17 protein-coding genes are annotated in these 19,253 nt (G+C 52.3%); 6 read left to right on the top strand and 11 right to left on the bottom strand.

What is annotated here, in order from left to right; translation table 11 throughout:
- Window positions 1-29 precede the first annotated feature (29 nt).
- The 3 genes from trxA (at window position 30) to EL386_RS10195 (ending at window position 2,994) form a co-directional block, all read left to right on the top strand.
- Complete coding sequence (trxA, locus tag EL386_RS10185) at window positions 30-407, top strand: thioredoxin (protein WP_126455904.1); 378 nt, start codon at window positions 30-32, stop codon at window positions 405-407.
- Between the two features lie 568 nt (window positions 408-975).
- Window positions 976-1,977, top strand: coding sequence for a multicopper oxidase domain-containing protein (locus EL386_RS10190; protein ID WP_126455906.1), 1,002 nt, complete (start codon window positions 976-978; stop codon window positions 1,975-1,977).
- 18 nt (window positions 1,978-1,995) lie between these two features.
- A complete protein-coding gene (locus EL386_RS10195) occupies window positions 1,996-2,994 on the top strand; it encodes a multicopper oxidase domain-containing protein (RefSeq protein ID WP_126455908.1) in 999 nt (332 codons plus the stop codon).
- A 68-nt stretch (window positions 2,995-3,062) separates the two neighbouring features.
- On the opposite strand, the gene EL386_RS10200 is transcribed toward EL386_RS10195, so the two are convergent.
- From EL386_RS10200 to EL386_RS10250, 11 genes are all read right to left on the bottom strand, one after another.
- Complete coding sequence (locus EL386_RS10200; protein ID WP_126455911.1) at window positions 3,063-5,456, bottom strand: Lon protease family protein; 2,394 nt, start codon at window positions 5,454-5,456, stop codon at window positions 3,063-3,065.
- Between the two features lie 59 nt (window positions 5,457-5,515).
- Window positions 5,516-6,253 (bottom strand): DNA polymerase III subunit epsilon, encoded by a 738-nt coding sequence (gene dnaQ / locus EL386_RS10205; protein WP_126457318.1) that lies wholly within the window; start codon window positions 6,251-6,253, stop codon window positions 5,516-5,518.
- Window positions 6,254-6,352: 99 nt separating this feature from the next.
- Complete coding sequence (locus EL386_RS10210; RefSeq protein WP_126455913.1) at window positions 6,353-7,699, bottom strand: ATP-binding protein; 1,347 nt, start codon at window positions 7,697-7,699, stop codon at window positions 6,353-6,355.
- Complete coding sequence (locus EL386_RS10215) at window positions 7,696-8,355, bottom strand: response regulator (RefSeq protein WP_126455915.1); 660 nt, start codon at window positions 8,353-8,355, stop codon at window positions 7,696-7,698. The genes EL386_RS10210 and EL386_RS10215 overlap by 4 nt, the downstream gene beginning before the upstream one ends.
- Before the next feature lie 98 nt (window positions 8,356-8,453).
- Window positions 8,454-9,143 carry a tetratricopeptide repeat protein gene (locus EL386_RS10220; RefSeq protein WP_197722053.1) on the bottom strand — a complete coding sequence of 230 codons (690 nt, stop codon included), beginning with the start codon at window positions 9,141-9,143 and terminating at the stop codon, window positions 8,454-8,456.
- A gap of 4 nt (window positions 9,144-9,147) precedes the next feature.
- On the bottom strand, window positions 9,148-9,924 hold the full coding sequence (locus EL386_RS10225; RefSeq protein WP_126455917.1) for an SDR family oxidoreductase: 777 nt from the start codon (window positions 9,922-9,924) through the stop codon (window positions 9,148-9,150).
- Window positions 9,914-10,588, bottom strand: coding sequence for an iron-containing redox enzyme family protein (locus tag EL386_RS10230; protein WP_126455919.1), 675 nt, complete (start codon window positions 10,586-10,588; stop codon window positions 9,914-9,916). Before EL386_RS10230 ends, EL386_RS10225 begins: the two co-directional genes overlap by 11 nt.
- Before the next feature lie 7 nt (window positions 10,589-10,595).
- Window positions 10,596-12,047 carry an AMP-binding protein gene (locus EL386_RS10235; protein ID WP_126455921.1) on the bottom strand — a complete coding sequence of 484 codons (1,452 nt, stop codon included), beginning with the start codon at window positions 12,045-12,047 and terminating at the stop codon, window positions 10,596-10,598.
- Window positions 12,044-12,763, bottom strand: a complete 720-nt coding sequence (locus tag EL386_RS10240) for a thermostable hemolysin (protein WP_172597702.1) — start codon at window positions 12,761-12,763, stop codon at window positions 12,044-12,046. The genes EL386_RS10235 and EL386_RS10240 overlap by 4 nt, the downstream gene beginning before the upstream one ends.
- 179 nt (window positions 12,764-12,942) lie before the next feature.
- Window positions 12,943-13,386, bottom strand: coding sequence for a ribonuclease HI (rnhA, locus tag EL386_RS10245; protein ID WP_197722054.1), 444 nt, complete (start codon window positions 13,384-13,386; stop codon window positions 12,943-12,945).
- Complete coding sequence (locus EL386_RS10250; RefSeq protein ID WP_126455925.1) at window positions 13,370-14,143, bottom strand: class I SAM-dependent methyltransferase; 774 nt, start codon at window positions 14,141-14,143, stop codon at window positions 13,370-13,372. Before EL386_RS10250 ends, rnhA begins: the two co-directional genes overlap by 17 nt.
- Window positions 14,144-14,339: 196 nt before the next feature.
- On the opposite strand from EL386_RS10250, the gene EL386_RS10255 reads away from it, so the two are divergent.
- The 3 genes from EL386_RS10255 (at window position 14,340) to EL386_RS10265 (ending at window position 19,251) form a co-directional block, all read left to right on the top strand.
- The gene (locus EL386_RS10255; RefSeq protein ID WP_197722055.1) at window positions 14,340-15,992 is read left to right on the top strand and encodes a lytic transglycosylase; all 1,653 of its coding nucleotides are present in this window, start codon (window positions 14,340-14,342) and stop codon (window positions 15,990-15,992) included.
- Window positions 15,993-16,219: 227 nt separating this feature from the next.
- Window positions 16,220-16,879: an ABC transporter ATP-binding protein gene (locus EL386_RS10260; RefSeq protein WP_126457322.1), complete on the top strand. Its 660-nt coding sequence runs from the start codon at window positions 16,220-16,222 to the stop codon at window positions 16,877-16,879.
- 8 nt (window positions 16,880-16,887) lie between these two features.
- Window positions 16,888-19,251 (top strand): ABC transporter permease, encoded by a 2,364-nt coding sequence (locus EL386_RS10265; RefSeq protein WP_126455927.1) that lies wholly within the window; start codon window positions 16,888-16,890, stop codon window positions 19,249-19,251.
- Window positions 19,252-19,253 lie beyond the last annotated feature (2 nt).

Raw genomic sequence — 19,253 nt, forward strand, 5'->3', positions numbered from 1 at the left:
CACTCATATTTAATCACAAGGATTTTCTCATGCCACTCGATCTGAACAAGGACAATTTCCAGTCCGCGATTGAAGACAACGATATTCTCATCCTCGACTTTTGGGCACCCTGGTGCGGCCCGTGCAAGAGCTTCGGCCCTATCTTCGAAAAGGTCGCCGGTGAAAACCCGGACATCGCCTTTGCCAAGATCAACACCGAGGAAGAACAGGAACTCGGTGCCATGTTTGCCATCCGTTCGATCCCGACGCTTATGATCTTCCGTGAGCAGATCGCCGTGTTCTCACAACCCGGTGCCCTGCCGGAAGGTTCCTTGAATGAACTCATTGGCAAGGTCAAGGAGCTCGACATGGACGAAGTCCGCAAGCAGATCGCCGAGATGGAAAAGCAAGAGGCGGAGAAGGCTTAAAGTTAAATTGTTATTGGACTGGCGGCTAATTGACAAAGGGCCAGGACAAACGGGAATTGAATATACCGCCACACTAACGCCCGGACATCAAATGCTCGTTACATTATGTAACGGGCATTTTTTTGGCCATGGGTTTAGTCATAAGTATTAACCTTGTAAACCCCTTCGAACTTTTTTCTTTACACATCACCACGCGTCTTTCGCCCATGCTATAGGTGCAAAATGAAATCCGTATGCATACCATGTGTTTTAAAAGCACCCTTCTCAGATATAGAAATTTATTCAGTAACTTACAAAGCCACTAACCAAGATACCCGAAAAGTATTATGGCAACTTGCAAACATATTGTCATAAAACTGAAATATTTTTTCTTAACCTGAAAACTAAGATTCCTTGTTAATACATTGTAAGGTAAAAAATTTCATGCGTCTTAATGCATAATAATATTCTTTATTAATTATGCAGTGTGTTTACAGAAATATTACAGCTATGCATAGTGCCACCCTGTTATTTGCAATATGCATATAACAAATATTAATTATTCACTTAAGGAAGGAGTAAAGGCACTGTGAATAGAAGAAACTTTTTAAAGTTTGGCAGTGCAGGGATAGCAAGCGCACTGATAGGGACAAGTGGGCTCATTACCTGGGCACCACGCGCGCTCGCCGCCACCATTAGTAAAACATTCTATATTACCGAAGGCTTTATCACCCAACCCGATGGGGTCGATGTATATTTTCGTGGGTTTAGTCCTGACACAAACAGCCTGACAGTGCCCGGCGCGCAAATGATTGTGCAAGAAGGCGATACGCTACAGATCACCATTGTAAACACCCTCGGAACCAGCCACAGTTTTAAAATTGATGGTGTTGTTGATAGCGGCACTATCGGCGGCGGCCAAACTAAAACTGTCGCGTTCACCGTCAACAAAGCCGGCTCGTATCTTTATTACGATGGACTGAATGCACCCTATAACCGTCTGGTTGGTCTACAGGGTGCGCTTGCCGTCATGCCCACAAGCAGCAGTAATGAACTGTATGCAGGCAGCCCGACCTTCGTACAACAATACAGCTGGGTCACCAACGATATCGACCCGGCCTGGCACGACGCCCTACGCCTCGGCAATACACCAGCAAGTGTCTTCAAGCCCTATTACTTCACCATCAATGGCCGCAGCATGCGGGTACCTGGACATCCTGACTATGCTAACCCCGATATTGATTCCGGTTATGCTACTGATACACGAATAGAAGGTAGCATTGGGGATAGAGCCCTTATTCGCATTCTTAATGCCGGCATGTGCGTTCACTCCGTTCACTTCCACGCCAACCACGTTGAATGGCTGGCCAGCAATAATCAGGCACGCACAAATGTATGGCTGAAAGATACACTTCGATTAACCGATAACAAAGGTAGTCTCGATGTTATTTATCCCTTCGCGCCTCCACCCGATGCCTGGCCTCCCGTTACAACCGGCCATTTCCCCATGCACTTCCATGATGAAATGACCCAAACTGCAGGCGGCGGACTTTATCAATTTGGCGCGGCAACCACTATCGCATTTAAATAAATAACTGGAGGATAAATAATGTTTAATCTTGATAAAGCAGTTCCTATGATGGGGATGATGGGTGGCGGTGGTGGCGGTACCTGTTATGTATATCCCGATGCACCGGCCACACCCGGAAAAGTAACGCCCGATGTGACCTTTCAACGTGGCATTTATATGAACGGTTCCATGACCATGGACGACGGCAAGTCTGTCACCATTTGGGGATTTACTGACGGTGGTGGTGGAATGATGGGTAGTGGGAGTACTTTTCCATCTCCTGCAATCCGTGTCAGCGAAGGTCAAATTGTCCATACCCAGCTAAGTGTTAATGGTATGCATTGGCTACATACCATTCACCACCACGGCATTGAACCAAGTACCGAGAATGATGGCGTTGGTCATTATTCATTTGATGTTGATGGTACCTACACTTATCAATGGAAAGCCTCACATGCAGGAACCTATTTCTATCATTGCCACACCAATACAGTATTACATGCCGAAATGGGTATGTATGGTGCATTGATTGTCGACCCACCGGAAGGGCCGGGTACAGCATTTACCGGTGGCCCAAGCTATGACCTGGAAGCAATCTGGGCAGTGGACGAAATTGACTCCAGTTGGCATAACAAAAACTGGGATGCCGGTACCTGTGGTGGCGATGAAGGCTTTAATAGTCTGAATCCTGATTATTTCATCATCACCGGCGTGGATGGTGCGCAATCGGCACTCACCGCACCGGGAATTGCCATCAACATGAATGTTGGACAACGTTTGTTGGTACGCTATATTTGTGCTGGTTATTTACCACAACAAATTCGCTTTGGTGGACTTGCGGCAGAGATTATCGCCTCCGATGGCCGACCTTTAGAAAAATCAGTAAATGTTTCTGAAATTGACGCATCATCCGCTGAACGTTATGACTGCATAATCCAGCCAACTCAAACAGGTGTGTATACTATTGAGATAGACATCAAACACTGGGTGACCAGTGAGGTACTAGGTACAGCACGCACACGTATTACGGTTAACTAGACGTCATAGTAAGATAATTAAAAAAGGCTCGCCACAAAATGTGACGAGCCTTTTATTATTACCTGGCGCTAGTGTTTGGCTTTCATGAATTTTTCAAGCGTGTGTGACAGTTCGCGCAATTTATTTTCAACACGGAAGTTAATACTACCCTCGGGATACTTGCCATTCGTATCAGCCACTCCGGCCGTTACACCTGTCAGTATTTCTATGGTTTCATCTATTGTCTCTACAGCATAGATATGAAAGTGCTTCTGCTTGACAGCATCGACAACATCTTTTCTTAACATCAGGTGTTTAATATTAGACTTTGGAATAATCACACCGTGCTTGCCATCAAGGCCACGCGCAGCACAAACATCGAAGAAACCCTCAATCTTTTCATTTACACCACCGATGGCCTGTATCTGACCCAACTGATTGACAGAGCCGGTTATCGCCAGGTGCTGGAAGATCGGTGCCTCAGCCAGTGACGAGAGTAAGGCACACAACTCGGCCGCCGAGGCACTATCGCCTTCTACAAGGCCATAAGATTGTTCAAAGGTTAGCGATGCAGACAATGACAAAGGCATGTCTTTAACATAACGCGATGACAGGAAGCCTGACAGGATCAAAACTCCCTTTGAATGGATGGCCCCGCCCAGCTCCGCTTCGCGTTCAATATCAATGACCTCGCCATCACCAAGACGGGTCGTGGCGGTAATTCGAACCGGGTGTGCAAAACGGTAATTGCTCAGATCGATGACAGCAAGGCCATTCACCGTTGCCAGTTTTTCGCCGGTCGTGTCGATCAGTACCGTATCACGCTGGATCTCGGTGTGGTAGCGCTGCCGCAGCCTGTCAGAACGGTTGATTTGCTCATCAATGGCCTTCTGTACATCATTAACACCAATAACTTTTGAGCCGGCCTTTCTGGCCCAGTGATCAGACTCCCGCATCAGGTCGACTATACTAAGCATGTGCGTAGTAAGTTTTTCTGAGTCATCTGCAAGTCGTGCACTCTGTTCTATAATCCGCGACACCGCCGCCTCATCCAAAGCCAGAAGTTCCTCTTTTCTGGCTATGGTAGCGATCATATTTACATACAGCAGGATATTATTGTCCGTCCTTTCCATATCCTCTTCGAAATCTGCGGCAACCTTAAACAGTTCCTTAAAGTCCGGATCATACTCATGCAATAGATAGAAAAATATCCGTTCCCCGAGCAAAACAACCTTCACATCCAGGGGTATCGCCTCCGGTTCGAGACTCACCGTATCAATAATACCGTACAATGAACCGAGGCTGCGTATACATGTCTCATTGGCATACAGGGCACGCTTCAGCGCATCCCAGGTATAGGGCTGGCGCAGCAATTTGACAACATCAAGTACCAGGTAGCCACCATTGGCCTTATGCAAGGCGCCCGGTTTTATCAGCGTAAAGTCGGTAAACAATGCGCCCAGTTTTGATTCATGTTCTACCCTGCCAACTACGTTCTGATAAACAGGGTTATCTTCATAGATAATCGGAGCACCTTCGGTTTTGCTATTATCAATCAGTAAGTTGACCTCATAGCGCCGGAATGACGTCTCCTCATCTTTAACCAGTCCCAGCAAACCCTGCACCTCGCCATGATCCGTAAACGCAGCAACATTTTCAGCAATATCATTCTTTACACTATTAAAATAACGACACACATCCGGCAAGTCCTGGTATTCGTCCAGAAGCACGCTAACCAGGTAATCTACGGTGGCAAGGGCCGTTTTTTGTTCCAGACTTTTAATCTCTTCACTTTCCTCCCTCGCCATCTGTGGCATACGCCGGATCAGGGCACTGAGTTTTTCCTCAAATATCTCAATAACCTCAGTTATATGTTCTTTCTGTTCTTTTGGGAGTTTTGAAAATTCACTCTCATGAATGACTTTGCCATCGATAATCGGACCGAGGATGAAGCCGTGAGGACCCTTGATCAGCGCCACATCATGTCTCTCTGCCTCTTCGGTCAGTTTTGCGATCGCCTCTTTACGACGATTTTCATATCTCTCTTCTATGTCCTGCAACTTTGCCCGATATTCGTCAGATTCAAAGGCCACTGGCATGGACGCCTTGCTATCTTCAATAAGACGATGCATGTCATTACACAATACCCGCCCCTTGCCAGCCGGCAATTCCAGGGCATAAGGCTTATGCGGCTGTTCAAAGTTATTGACGTAACACCAGTCTGACGGGGTAGGGGAAGATTCCGTCTGTTTGGAAAGGTATTGCAGGACAGTAGATTGCTTGCCAAGACCTGATGGCCCCAGCACATAGAGATTATAGCCGGATTTTTTTATTTGTATCCCGAACTGAATAGCATCGATTGCACGCGACTGGCCGATAACCTCATCAAGCCCCTCTATTTCATCAGTCGTCTTGAAAGAAAGTATCGCCGGGTCGGAACGACGATAGAGTTCATCAGGTTCCAGCTCGTAACTTGAAGACATCAGATCACTACCTATATATTCAAAAAATTGATTCGAGTTGCGAGGCAATCAAAGCCATATTAATCCGGTAAATTCTGCTTCACCATACTGCTTCTGCGCCATACCGCACCGGCATCACAGGCTTTATCCATCGAATCGAGACATGCCTCGTGTCGCTGCAATTCTTCTGCACTCGCTTCGATAACACGTAGGGCTGGCCGGTTATTGTCAACACGACGGATCTCTTCGCGCTTACGCATACCACTGGCATCCATCGAGCTATCCAGAGACAAGGCACCCTGGCCACCGGTCATGGCGAGATAGACATCGGCGAGGATCTGCGCATCGAGCAAGGCACCATGCAATTCGCGTTGCGAGTTATCAACATCGTAACGTTTGCATAGGGCATCCAGGGTATTCTTTTGTCCCGGGTGTTTCTGACGGGCCATGGCCAGGCTATCGGTAATCTGACACAGCTTACCCAGGGCGGTGGACTTCGTGTCGAGCCGCTGCCACTCACTGTTCAAGAAACCGACATCGAACGGTGCATTATGAATAATCAGCTCGGCGCCTTTCAGGTAGGCGAGCAGGTCATCGGCACACTCGGCAAAACGTGGTTTGTCGGCGAGCATCTCGTTGGTGATGCCATGCACCTCAATCGCACCGGCATCGATCTCACGGTCCGGTTGCAGGTATTGATGGTAGTCGTTGCCCGTCAGGCGGCGGTTGATCAGCTCCACACAGCCGATTTCGATAATGCGGTGGCCATCACGTGGATCGAGGCCAGTGGTTTCAGTATCAAGTACGATTTGTCTCATGGCGTAAAGATACAGGCTGACAGCAAGCACTGGCAAGTCGACATTACGCCAGACCGTCACCCCGGATAAAACCCACTGTAAAAGATAGACTTAGTGGATCTATTCGGACAAAGACTTGAAGCGAATACTGAAACAGCTGCCCTTATCGCCCATGCCCTCGCTCAACACAATCCTGGCATCATGCATATCGGCCACCCATTTGACGATGGCCAGGCCAAGGCCACAGCCTTCCGTGTCGGTACCGGCGACACGGTAAAAGCTGTCGAAGATATTGCAACGGTCTTTGTCTGTGATACCGACACCATCATCGGTAACGCGCAGCTCAACTTCCCCACCATGGCATTGCAATGAAACATGCACATGGCCACCCTCGGTGGTGTATTTAATGGCATTACTAACCAGGTTTCTGACCAGGGCCGACAACATCTCGGCATTACCTATGATCACTGCTTGCGCAGTCAGATCGCTTTCCAGATCACGATGCCCCTCTACCGCGAGCGGTGCCATGTCTTTCAAGACCTCCCGACAAACCCCGGCCAGTTCAACGTGATCCTGGTGATTATAAGTCGCCTTGACTCGTACGAAGGACAGCAGTTGCTCGACCAGGTGCTGCATGCGGTCGATAGCCGGCAGCATTTCCCTGAACATAGCCTGTGACTGTCCAGCATCCCTGGCACGCAGGGCAACCTGCAATTGCGTCTTCAGTGCGGCCAGGGGGGTGCGCAATTCATGGGCCGCGTAATTGGAAAACTGTTTCTCACGGTCAAGTACTTCGCTGACACGCTGCATAAGCTCATTGATGGCATCAACCACTGGTGCAATCTCACTGAGAACAACCGGCGCCTCGATCGTTTCCAGGTTATCCGGGTTTCGGCGTCGGATGAGATCAGACAGGCTATCCAGGGGCCGCAAGCCCTGGATCACGCCGATCCAGATGATCAATGCCAGTGACGGGAGGATCAATAACTGTGGCAGGAAGATGCCTTCCAGGATATGGTGAATCAGGTCAATGCGAATTTCGTAACGCTCAGCCACCTCAACCGTAACATTGCCCTCGCGGAGAATAAAAAACCGCCAACGTTCGCCTTGAATGATGCGTTCAAGAAAACCATTGGGGACAGATACGGGTCCGAAGGCTTCAGCATTGCTGGAATGTAAAATAATTTTATTGTCCAGCCAGACACGGTAAGCAAAATTCTTCTCATACTCATGTAGCTCGAGTTTCTCGTTGAGTACGATCCGCCTTTCTGTAACAGCATTATCCTCAATTTCGTCCTGGGTCAGTGCACGCAATACCTTGGCAAAGTGCGTTAACTGCGCATCATAGATCTCTTCGGCTTCATGATAGGAACTGTAATATGAGGCCACACCGATAATCACATAAGCAAGTACGACTGGAATCAATAATACCCGCAACAGCCTGACGCGTAGCGAACAACGTTTCATACTTCACGCACCACAATATAACCAATGCCACGCATAGTCTTGATCAGTTCCTTTCCCAACTTGCGACGAATCGCCGAAATATGCACCTCGACGGTATTACTGCCAAATTCTTCATCCCAATTGTAAATCTTTTGCTCAATCTGTTCCCTGCTCAGGCACCGGCCGGTATTCTCCAGTAGCAGCCGCAGGATCTCAAACTCTCTGGCCGACAGGGAAACCATTTGCCCATCCTTGCTCACGGTCCTGCCGGCAAGGTCCATAACAATATCTTTATAACTCAATACGCTTTCCTGATAGACACCCTTGCGACGCAACAAGGCGCGAATCCGTGCCAACAGTTCATCAAAATCGAAGGGTTTGATCAGGTAGTCATCAGCACCGGCATCCAGGCCGGCAACGCGCTGCGAGGGGGCATCTCGTGCCGTCAGAAGCAACACCGGGAGTTCAACCTTCCGGTTGCGCAGTGATTGCAGCCATTCCAGACCAGACATGCCAGGCAGGTTGATATCGAGGACGACGATATCATAGGGCGTGTTACCGATAACCGCCTCGCCCTCTTCGGCACTCTTGAACCAGTCTGCTGTGTATTCCTGTTTCAGGCCCTGGTAGAGGGCCTTGCCGAGTTGCGGGTCATCTTCGATCAGGAGTAATCGCATGTCTGCCCTTATTGGCCTGCCCGGCACCCGGCTCTGGGTATAGTGAAAAACCGGGCAGATGAAGCATTTCCCTCACCCGCCCGGTCGCTGATGATCTTTCAGTTATTGTCGAGGTTCTGTTTCGCCTTGGCAATAGCCTGCCGGATCTCGTCACGACGTCCGGCATCTGCCACAGGGCGATCCGGCCGTTGGGGGGCACGCAAGGCCTGTTCCAGCACCTTGATGGCCTTATCATACTCACCCTGATCCAGCAGGAAATCACCGTAAAAGTAATTCGAGTCTATGCCGTTAGGATTCAGCGCCCTGGCCTGTTCCAGATAGGCCCGCGCCTTACCATCGTCGCCAAAACCAATCGGCCAACCCGGCACCTGATAATACAGGGAACCCAGTGAGGTGTAGGCTGAACCGTCCAATGCTTCTGGTTTGATCTTCTCTGCCGTTTCGAGCAGGGCCTTTGAACGTTTAACCAGACTCAGCGCACCGAAGCCACCCTGGATGCCTGCCTGGCTGCTAACGATGATCGCCTCCCATATCTTTGGTTCGGCAAAGTCAGGATAACGCGCGTTGATGTCTGCAGCCTGTTTCGCCAGTGCTTCCATCCGCTTTACCTGCCTGTCTTTATCCTTCTCCCTGTATTTGATCAGGGCCCACTCCTGTTGCAGGTGACGAATATCGTTATCCAGCTCCAGGTTACCCGTGAGTGACTGCAGCATATCTGCCTGTAGTGTCGCACTCGAAAACAGGAGTACTGCAATAATGGAAAAAAGTATCGATTTTATCATTTTCATGGTCCTATGCCGTCTCTGCTTGGTTAAGTATTGTTCTGGCCTTTCTGTCGTCGGCCGCCAGCGCCTTATCAACGATGCGCGGTAACAGGGCATTGATGCGCACAAACAGGCACTCGGGGAAACCGATATAGGCCTCCTTCTTCTGGGCACTGATCGCCTGCATGATCCTGCCGACCACGTATTCGGGACTGTCCATGTTCATGTTTGTTGCCCTGGCCAGTTGCATCACTTTTTCATCATTCAGTGCAGTCTTTACCGCACGTGGTGCAACATAAGTTACCTGGATTCCCTCATTGGCCACTTCCCGGCGTAATGCCTCGCTAAAGCCCTTCATCCCGGCCTTGGAACTGGAATAGGTCACAAAGTGCGCAAAATTGATTGAGCCAAAGGTCGAACCGATATTCACAATATGCCCGTTGCCACGTGCCTTCATGGCCGGTAACACGGCCTGGGTTAACATCACGGGTGCCAGCAGGTTCACCATGTAATGCAACAACACTTGTTCCGGCGACTGATTTTCGAACAGCCCGAAATATTGCAGGCCGGCGAGATTCACCAGCACATCCACCTGCTGGTCGGCAAGTGCCTTACAAACCTTTTGTATCCCATCCATGCTGGAAAGGTCTGCCTGCAACAGACTTACCCTTTCGCCCAGGTTTATATTCTCGACACGGTCGATAACGGTAACCCTGGCGCCCTGTTCGGCAAATGCCTGGCACAACAGGCTACCGATACCGCCTGCACCGCCGGTGATCGCAATATGCTTGTTGTTAAACGACATGCTTCAGGGCCCCCTTGTGTGGAATACTCTGGAATACCTGTGCAAACAAAATAAATATCCGTTTGGCGACATGAATGATTGCCTGCTGGTCCTCGGCATCGTCGATCTGATTAACCAACTTTTCGAAAAACTTCATGTGCTCCTGATCGAGTGAACCATGCGAACTCAGGTAACTAAAACAGTTCTCTCCCAGGCCAAGTGAGGCCTGCAGGGTATTGGCCACATTCGTCGCCAGCTGGATGCTGGTGCCTTCCAGCACCAGGACCATGCCGAAAAACCCGACCGGGTTGACCCGCGATACATAGTCATAGGCATAGGCAATCATCATCTCGGTGGCCTCGTTGGGCTCACCTCGTCGCACCTGCTCGGCATTACCACCGGCATGCTTTATATCGTTCAGGATCCACTCCTGGTGCCCCACTTCTTCCTCAACATATTCCACCAGTGCCTCGCGCAGGTATTCCTTGCTCTGTGGCAGACGGGAGCCGGCCGCCATCATCAGTGGTACGGTATGTTTGACGTGGTGGTAGGCCTGTTCCAGGTAAGCGAGGTAACTGTCCAGACTGATATCACCCTGCATGGCGTCCATGATCTGCGGCACGCTGTAAAGCCGCATACGCTCTGCTTCTGTCTCTGCCATCAACCTTTCAAAAAATGTCTTCATGTCTTCCTCATGCAACGCTATACATATTATTCAACGGTGTCTGATAGGCCTCGAGGATCGCGGCCCTGCGCGGTCGTCCGGTGCCGGTTAATTGTTTATTCGCCACCGTAAAGGGTGGTGAGATTTGCCAGTACCTGACCTGTGCATACTCCGGCAGGGCCTGGTTGGCCCTGGCTATGGCCTCGTTTAACTGCACGGCATCAACGGTAGGTGCACTCGGCACCAACAGGGCAGACAAGCCCGCCTCGGCATCACCAAACACCACGGCCTGGGCTATCTGTGGCTGTGCCAGCAGTTCACTCTCCGGCCACTCGGGGGCAATATTCCTGCCCATGGCATTGATAATAATGTTCTTCTTGCGCCCCGTGATATGCAGGAAACCCTGCGCATCCAGTGCACCGATGTCGCCCGTCGGATAAACATCATCTGTCAGTGACTCACCAACATAACCGAGAAAGCCCGGGGTTCGAACCCATATCTCGCCATCTCCGGCAAGATGGATATCCACATGCGGCAGTAACTTTCCGACCGTGCCACAACGGTTCGCCGTCGGGGTGTTCACGGACATCACCGAGGCGGCCTCGCTGAGGCCGTAGCCCTGGTACACCGGCAAGCCAAGTTGTTCGGCCTGTTGCAACAAGGATGCAGAAACACGCGAACCACCGACCGCAATAAAGCGCATCTCCGCCAGCCCCTGCCCGCCCTGCGCGATGACCTGTATCAGCCCGCGCAATAATTCAGGCACGAGGATGCAACTGCGCGCCGCAGATTCACGCAAGTAATGATGTAGTTGGACAAAGTTCGGGATCATGCCCTGATTAAAACCAATCTTTGTTTGCGGTTGCACGTCATAACATCCCCCTGCCAGCAAGGTTGCATAACAACCGGCAATATTTTCAAGCAATACCGCCAGTGGTAACACCGCAGCGGTTTTCTCTGCGGCCTGAGGACCGATCACACTCATTAATGAGGCCGCTACCTGCTCCATGCCTGCCTGTGAGAGGCAGACCCCTTTCGGTTCACCTGTGGTACCGGAGGTATAGGTGATCTTGCTTGTCGCCACGGGCAGCTCAACATCGGGGTTATCCAGGATATGAATCGTTATGACATGCCCATTACCGGCCGGTACCGATGTCGGCCCACCCGGTTTGTGCGAAAACAATAAACTTGCGCCAGCGCTGCGCAAGGCATGCTGACGCTGGGCAGTGGTAAAAAAGGCCGGCAGTGGCACGGTGACGATACCTGCCTTGATGCAGGCGAGATCAAGTAACACCCAGGCAAACCCATTATCGAGTTCAATACCGGCGCATTGGCCCTGGTATGCCGTCAGGTCTGATGCCAGCGCGTCCACTTGCCGGCAAAGTCCTCGATAACTAAGCGTTGTCGCATCGGAAATTAGTGCGGGGGCATCGCCTTGTTCACGGGCATGTGCTGCAATAGCGCGCAGGACTTCGCTCATTCGCCATGTGTCTTCGCATGCAGTTGTGCATGCAGGTATGGGCATTCTTCCACCATGCTCATTTGCAGGTGTTGCTGCAACTTTTCATACGCAGGGATAATTTCCCCGGCGAGGATGCGTGGTCGGGTCTGATAGTAAGCCCCCCAGGAGGCCCCGCCATCTGGCAGGCGTGTTTGCTCGGCATGCCCAAGCAGCAACGGCTCAACCCCGATTCGCGTAAAGTAACGATGCAAAAAGTCCGTTGCCGTCACCGTTATGTAACGTTTGCGCTGTTGTGCGAGGTAGGCAGTCAGCGCGGTAAATAAGAAGATCGAGGCGCCACTGCCATGCGAGGCGAGATTGCCCACTTCGACAACATCACTACGTGCTGACGAACCGCCACAGGCCTCCGTCAAGACAGATTCGATGGGGCTGTCCAGGTACTGTTCGAGAAACAGGTCCGCCTCATTGGCATAACGAAAACCCAATGCACCGAGGATCGTGCCCTCATCATCCTGCACACTCATGAGTGTCGGGTAATGTTCAGTGATGCGCGCGTTGTAGGTCTGGCGAAACTCGCGTTCGAGGAAACGTTCAACCCGGCGGCGTTCCGGAGAATAGAGACTGGTGATCGCGATGACCTTGGGGGTCAGTGCGGTAAAGCGTTTCAGCCGCAGCTCGTTGTAAAACAGGCTGTTTTGTACACCCTTGTCATTTTTCAGCGCCACTTGCAGCATTATTACTTTCCTTGCCATCATGCCTTATCTTGACAAGGATCATAGGTAATAAAGCTGAAGCGAACCTGAAAGCCAGGATGTTTTTTGTGAAATTTACCCGCTGAAATGTAAAAACATGACCTGTTTCACACCTACCACCAGGCTTGCCGGTACGAAGGGCCAATAATCAGGCTGGTCGCTCAGGTATGCAGCATCTCCTCAATGGCCTGATTGGCCAGTTCATCGGCGCGTTCGTTCTCGACGTGACCGTTATGCCCCTTGACCCAGTGCCAGTTAATGGCATGCCTCTGGGTTGCTGCATCGAGCCGCTGCCAGAGGTCGACGTTTTTCACCGGCTGTCTCGAGGCGGTTTTCCAGTTACGTTTTTTCCAGTTCACCATCCACTCGGTGATGCCATGCATGACGTACTTTGAATCGGTGGTTAAATCCACCTTGCAGGGGCGCTTGAGGGACTCGAGCGCGCTAATCGCGGCCATAAGTTCCATGCGGTTGTTGGTGGTCTCGCGTTCGCTACCCTTGAGGGTCTTTTCCTCCTTGCCGTAACGCAGCAAGGCACCCCAGCCGCCCGGGCCGGGATTGCCGCGACAGGCCCCGTCGGTAAAAATCTCAACGTGGGTCATCATAGTGCATACCTCGTGTACTTGGCTCAGCAATCGGACGATGGCGGATCTTGTTTTCTCGCCAACGCGGGCCTATCGGGGTCAGGGTGCTGGTCCGCTTACGTGCCAGCATAATGGTCACGCCGGCAAACAGCGGTATGATGCGCTGGCCGATGCGATCCATGAATTCAAGTTTTTGCATAGTCTTCTCATGTTGAAGGGGTGGCCGGAAAAACACCTGCCGCCCATCGATGTAATCAAAACCGAGCAGCGATAACCAGTCTCGCAATCGCCTCCGTGTGTAATATTGCCCGCGCCAGGGCATTTGCTTGCGCCAGCCCAATAACAGGCGTGCCAGGCCCCAGAGGCTGAGGGGATTAAAGTTCAGGATCAGCACATGCCCTTCCGGGATGAGGATGCGATCCACTTCCCGTAAGATGGCATGCGGGTCGGGGTGAAACTCAAGAGTATGCGGCATCACCACCACGTCCACGCTCTCTGAGGCAAAGGGCAAGGCCGCATTATCCGCCAGCAAACTGGTCGCAGAATGGGCCAATTCATCCAGTACCATGCAATGCGAGATGCGGCTGGTCGCACACAGGTTCTCACCATGCCCGCCCAGTTGCACGAGGTGGTAACCGAACAGGTCTGGCAATAGCTCGTCCAGGGCCTCGCCCTCTGCCCGGGCCAACAGCCGACCCAGGTAACTGCCATACCAGGCGGGCAGGTCGGCCCCGGGGGCCGAGGTGGGCGGTGAAATATCGGTATTAAAGTCAGGCATCGCTACAGCATAGCCTTTCTGTCAGCAAAACCCTATATCCGGCCTGCCCGAATGCTGTGACACGCTACACAGAAGTCGGTTTGTCTGCCGTGGTCTACTAATGACCTAATCAGGATGATGAGGTTGACCTGCCGCCGATGCATACCTAACATAGGCGGCAAAATAAATAATGGTTTCAGTAAGGAAGAACACCTCGATGACGTTCCCCATGGCCCTGCGCCTGCTCGGTACCCTGTCCCTGTTGTGGACGGTGGTGGCCTGCACCACAACCCTGCCAACTCTCCCTCCACATGGTCAGCCACTGGCCAGTGATACCAGCGTCAGCGAGGCCGTCGCCCGAATTCAGCTGGAGACCCCCGAGCCGGGAGGCATTGAGGGCATCGCGGCCCTGCCGCAAACTGAAGCGGCGGCGCCGGCTCACGCCGACCTGTGGGCACGTCTGCGTAATGGTTATGCCCTGCCCGAGGTCTCACACAAGCGTATCGACCAGGAAACCGACTGGTACGCCCGTCACCCCAATTATCTGGACCGCGTGGCCGAACGCGCCAGACCCTATCTCCATTATATTGTCGACGAGGCCGAGCGCCGTGGTATCCCCGCCGAGATCGCCCTGTTGCCTGTGGTCGAGAGCGCCTTCAAACCCTTCGCCTATTCACATGGCCGCGCCGCCGGCATCTGGCAATTTATCCCTGGCACCGGCCGCCACTATGGTCTAAAGCAGAACTGGTGGTACGACGGCCGCCGCGATGTGTATGCCTCGACGGCCGCCGCGCTGGAGTACCTGCAACAGTTACAAAAGAACCTCGACGGCGACTGGCTACTGGCCCTGGCGGCCTATAACTCCGGTGAAGGCACCGTCCGCAAGGCCATACGCCGCAACAAAAAAAAGGGCAAACCGACCGACTTCTGGTCACTGCACCTGCCACCCGAGACCCGCGGTTACGTGCCACGCCTGCTCGCGATTGCCCGCATAATAAAGGATCCGGCCGCTTACGACCTGGAACTGACACCGATTGCCGATACCCCTTATTTCAGCAAGGTCGATATCGATGGCCAGGTCGACCTCGCCCTGGCTGCCGAGCTGGCCGATATTGAGCTCGATGAATTGTATATGCTGAATCCTGGCTTTAACCGCTGGGCTACCGCACCGAAAGGCCCGCACTACCTGCTGCTGCCGGTAGACAAGGCTGCCGGCTTTAGCGAAAGATTTGCCGTGTTACCGAAAGAACAACGCATGCGCTGGGCTCATCACAAGGTCGCCTCGGGCGAGACTCTGAGCCACATCGCCGATAAATACCGTATCAGTGTTGCCCTGCTCAAGAGCAGCAATAAACTGCGTAGCAATTTCCTGCGCACGGGACAAAATCTCGTCATCCCGATCGCCTCAAAAAGCGCGCCCACATACCGTTTGAGTGCGTCACAACGCAAGCAACGCACGCTGAATGCGCCCAAGTCCGGTCGTAACAAGATCACACATGTTGTCGTTGCCGGTGACACAATGTGGGACATTGCCCGCACATATAAGGTCGGCGTTCGTGAACTGGCAAAATGGAATGCCATGGCCCCGCGCGACACCCTTCACCGTGGCCAGAAACTGGTGGTCTGGACCAAGACTGTACAACGCACTGCACGTCATGTGTCGCCAGCGACCCCACCGAGTAGCAAACCTGTGATACAGCGCGTGAACTATACTGTGCGCCGTGGGGATTCACTGGCGCGCATCGCCGCCCGCTTCCGTGTCCGTATTACAGATTTAATGCGCTGGAACACCCTCCTCAGCAAGAGCAAGTACCTGCAACCCGGGCAGCGCCTGAAGTTATTTGTAGATGTGACTCAGCAGAGTAGTTAATACGTTTTGCCTTTCATACATGGGGCGCAAGGCAAATCTGAATCCGCTTCAGCCCGTCCCTTCAACTACCGGTATTATCTTCGTCATCCGGGCGAGAGGAGAAAATAAGAGACGATGATAACGTCTGCTATACTACTTCTGTGGATAGAGTAACCACAGAGAATGCGCATGAGCCCCTCGGCGAGGGTGTGGTATTTCACGTCCACGGGGTGAGCAAGATTTACCAGATGGGCGAGGTGCAGGTTCCGGCCCTGCGCGGGGTCGACCTGGATCTTTATAGCGGCGAATTCACAGTCTTACTGGGCGCCTCGGGCAGCGGCAAATCCACTTTATTAAATATTCTTGGCGGGCTGGATACACCGACTGACGGGCATGTTTTTTATGCGGACCGTGACCTGACTCGCGCCTCTGAGAACGAACTGACGCAATATCGTCGTTACCACGTCGGCTTTGTATTCCAGTTTTACAACCTGATCCCGAGCCTTACCGCACGTGAAAATGTCGCCGTCGTTACCGAGATTGCCCGTTCCCCCATGCAACCGGAAGAAGCTCTGCAGCTGGTTGGCCTGGGAAACCGCATGGAGCATTTCCCGGCACAGCTTTCCGGTGGTGAACAACAACGCGTAGCCATTGCCCGCGCCATTGCCAAGAACCCAGACGTGCTGTTATGTGACGAACCCACTGGCGCCCTCGATTCCCAAACCGGTATTGTCGTACTCGAGGCGCTGCAACGGGTTAACCAGGAGTTGGGCACTACCACCGTCGTCATTACCCATAATGCTGGCATTGCGCAGATGGCCGACCGCGTGATTCGGCTGGCCGATGGACGCATTGTTGACGTGCACAGCAACGAACGCAAACTCCCACCAAGCGAACTTAGCTGGTAGCCACTCAGATGAAGGCCATTGACAAAAAACTCTGGCGTGAACTGTGGGGGATGCGCATGCAGGCGCTGGCCATCGCCATGGTGATTATCGGTGGTGTGGCCATTTTCATCATGTCCTTGAGTACCCTCGACTCCCTGTATGAAACCCGGGAAAGTTATTACCGCAATAATCATTTCGCGCACGTATTTGCTCCCCTGAAACGTGCACCCCTCTCATTGCTGGAACGTATTAAGGAAATTCCCGGCATCGATAAAGTCGAGGCGCGCGTAGTCGCCTATGTCAATATTGATGTGGCCGGCTTTACCGATCCAGCGAGTGCGCACCTGATTTCTTTGCCGACTAATAGCCGTGGCGAGTTAAATCAGGCCTATCTGCGCGAGGGGCGCCTGCTTGAGGCCGATCGTGATAATGAAATCCTGGTGAGTGAAGAGTTTGCCCAGGCACATGGCCTGCAAGCAGGTGACAAACTGAAGGCCACCATTAACGGTCGACGCAAATCCCTTACCATTGTCGGGCTGGCCCTGTCACCTGAATACATTTACCAGATTGCCCCCGGTGCGGTGTTCCCGGACTTTAAACGGTATGGTGTGATGTGGATGGCACGAAAGCCCCTGGCCACGGCCTATGACCTGGATGGTGCCTTCAACGACCTGAGCCTGACCCTGAGCAATGACACGCATGTAGAAGATGTTATTGACAGACTGGATGATCTGCTAAAACCCTATGGTGGCCGAGGTGCCTATGCCCGCAAGGACCAGCTTTCCAATCGTTTTCTGACTGAAGAACTCAAGCAGCAGAGAACTATCGCCACGGTGTTCCCTGTGATCTTTTTTGCGGTGGCGGCATTTTTATTAAATGTGGTGGTCAGTCGCCTCATCAGCCTGCAGCGGGAACAGATAGCGGCCCTCAAGGCATTCGGTTACAGCAATTTCGCGGTTGGCTTGCATTACATCAAACTCGTCTTAATGATTGTGGCACTCGGTGTAATCGGCGGCATCGGCATCGGCATGTGGATGGGCAAGGGCATGAGCAACATCTATATGGAGTTCTATAGCCTGCCATTTATGATCTACGTGTTAAATCCGCAGGTCATCATCGCCGCGGTCTTTATCAGCTTCGCCGTCGCCGTACTTGGCACTCTGCATGCCGTCAGCAAAGCGGTAAAACTACCACCTGCCGAGGCCATGCGACCGGAACCACCCGCTATCTATCACCCCACCATCATCGAACGTCTCGGCCTGCAGCGTTTTTTCTCCCAGCCTTCGCGCATGATTCTTCGCCATATCGAGCGACGTCCATTCAAGTCTTTTTTAACCACCCTTGGTATTGCCATGGCCTGCAGCATCATGATGATTGGAGGCTTTCAGGAAGGAGCCATCGACCACATGGTAGATGTGCAGTTTGGCATGAGTCAGCGCCAGGACATGATGGCGACGTTTACCGAGCCGACATCAGATCGGGCCATGTATTCACTGCTGAGCCTGCAAGGTGTCGAGCAGGTAGAAGGCTTTCGCACTGCCCCGGCGCGTTTGCAATTCAGGCACCGTTACTACCGTACCGCACTAGAAGGTATTGACCCGGATACTTCCCTGGTTCGTCTGTTCGATGCAGACTTGCAGCTTCTCGGCCTGCCACAAGATGGTGTTGTGCTGACCGACTACCTGGCCGAGTTACTGCATATCAAACCTGGTGACATGTTGAGTATTGAAATATTGGAAGGCAGCCGGCCCACGCTACAGGTACCAGTGGTCGGTACGACCAAACAATACCTCGGCGTCAATGCCTATATGCAGCGCGATGCCATGAACCGTTTATTAAAAGAAGGCGACGCTATCTCCGGTACCTATCTGCGCGTCGATGCCCGTTACCTGCGCGAGGTCTATGCTGAGCTGAAGGACATTCCGCGCATCGCCGGTGTGGTAGAACAGACCTCAGCGATACAAGCCTTTTATGACACCATGGCCGAGACCATTTTGTTCTTTACCTTTATTACCACCCTGTTGGGCGGCAGCATTTCCTTTGGCGTGGTCTATAACAGTATGCGTATCGCGCTGTCGGAACGGAATCGTGAACTGGCCAGTTTGCGCGTGCTGGGTTTTACGCGCGGCGAGGTCGCCTATATCCTGCTCGGTGAACTCGGCCTGCTTACCCTGCTGGCCATTCCACTCGGCCTGTTAATTGGTTATGGGCTGTGCGCCTACCTGGCTTTTCGCTTCGATTCGGACCTTTATCGTATCCCGCTGGTACTGGGGACAGATGTCTATGCCTTTGCCGCAACAGTCGTACTTGTATCATCCATCATCTCAGGCATTATGATATGGCATAACCTGGCTCGACTCGATATGGTAGCCGTACTCAAGACCAAGGAATAATG

The organism is Sulfuriflexus mobilis, assembly GCF_003967195.1.
GTDB lineage: Bacteria > Pseudomonadota > Gammaproteobacteria > AKS1 > AKS1 > Sulfuriflexus > Sulfuriflexus mobilis.

Coding starts and splice junctions, on each gene's coding strand:
- trxA (WP_126455904.1), top strand. CDS start 30: ATGCCACTCGATCTGAACAAGGACAATTTCCAGTCCGCGATTGAAGAC.
- EL386_RS10195 (WP_126455908.1), top strand. CDS start 1,996: ATGTTTAATCTTGATAAAGCAGTTCCTATGATGGGGATGATGGGTGGC.
- EL386_RS10200 (WP_126455911.1), bottom strand. CDS start 5,456: ATGTCTTCAAGTTACGAGCTGGAACCTGATGAACTCTATCGTCGTTCC.
- dnaQ (WP_126457318.1), bottom strand. CDS start 6,253: ATGAGACAAATCGTACTTGATACTGAAACCACTGGCCTCGATCCACGT.
- EL386_RS10210 (WP_126455913.1), bottom strand. CDS start 7,699: ATGAAACGTTGTTCGCTACGCGTCAGGCTGTTGCGGGTATTATTGATT.
- EL386_RS10215 (WP_126455915.1), bottom strand. CDS start 8,355: ATGCGATTACTCCTGATCGAAGATGACCCGCAACTCGGCAAGGCCCTC.
- EL386_RS10220 (WP_197722053.1), bottom strand. CDS start 9,143: ATGAAAATGATAAAATCGATACTTTTTTCCATTATTGCAGTACTCCTG.
- EL386_RS10225 (WP_126455917.1), bottom strand. CDS start 9,924: ATGTCGTTTAACAACAAGCATATTGCGATCACCGGCGGTGCAGGCGGT.
- EL386_RS10230 (WP_126455919.1), bottom strand. CDS start 10,588: ATGAAGACATTTTTTGAAAGGTTGATGGCAGAGACAGAAGCAGAGCGT.
- EL386_RS10235 (WP_126455921.1), bottom strand. CDS start 12,047: ATGAGCGAAGTCCTGCGCGCTATTGCAGCACATGCCCGTGAACAAGGC.
- EL386_RS10240 (WP_172597702.1), bottom strand. CDS start 12,763: ATGCTGCAAGTGGCGCTGAAAAATGACAAGGGTGTACAAAACAGCCTG.
- rnhA (WP_197722054.1), bottom strand. CDS start 13,386: ATGATGACCCACGTTGAGATTTTTACCGACGGGGCCTGTCGCGGCAAT.
- EL386_RS10250 (WP_126455925.1), bottom strand. CDS start 14,143: ATGCCTGACTTTAATACCGATATTTCACCGCCCACCTCGGCCCCCGGG.
- EL386_RS10255 (WP_197722055.1), top strand. CDS start 14,340: ATGACGTTCCCCATGGCCCTGCGCCTGCTCGGTACCCTGTCCCTGTTG.
- EL386_RS10260 (WP_126457322.1), top strand. CDS start 16,220: ATGGGCGAGGTGCAGGTTCCGGCCCTGCGCGGGGTCGACCTGGATCTT.
- EL386_RS10265 (WP_126455927.1), top strand. CDS start 16,888: ATGAAGGCCATTGACAAAAAACTCTGGCGTGAACTGTGGGGGATGCGC.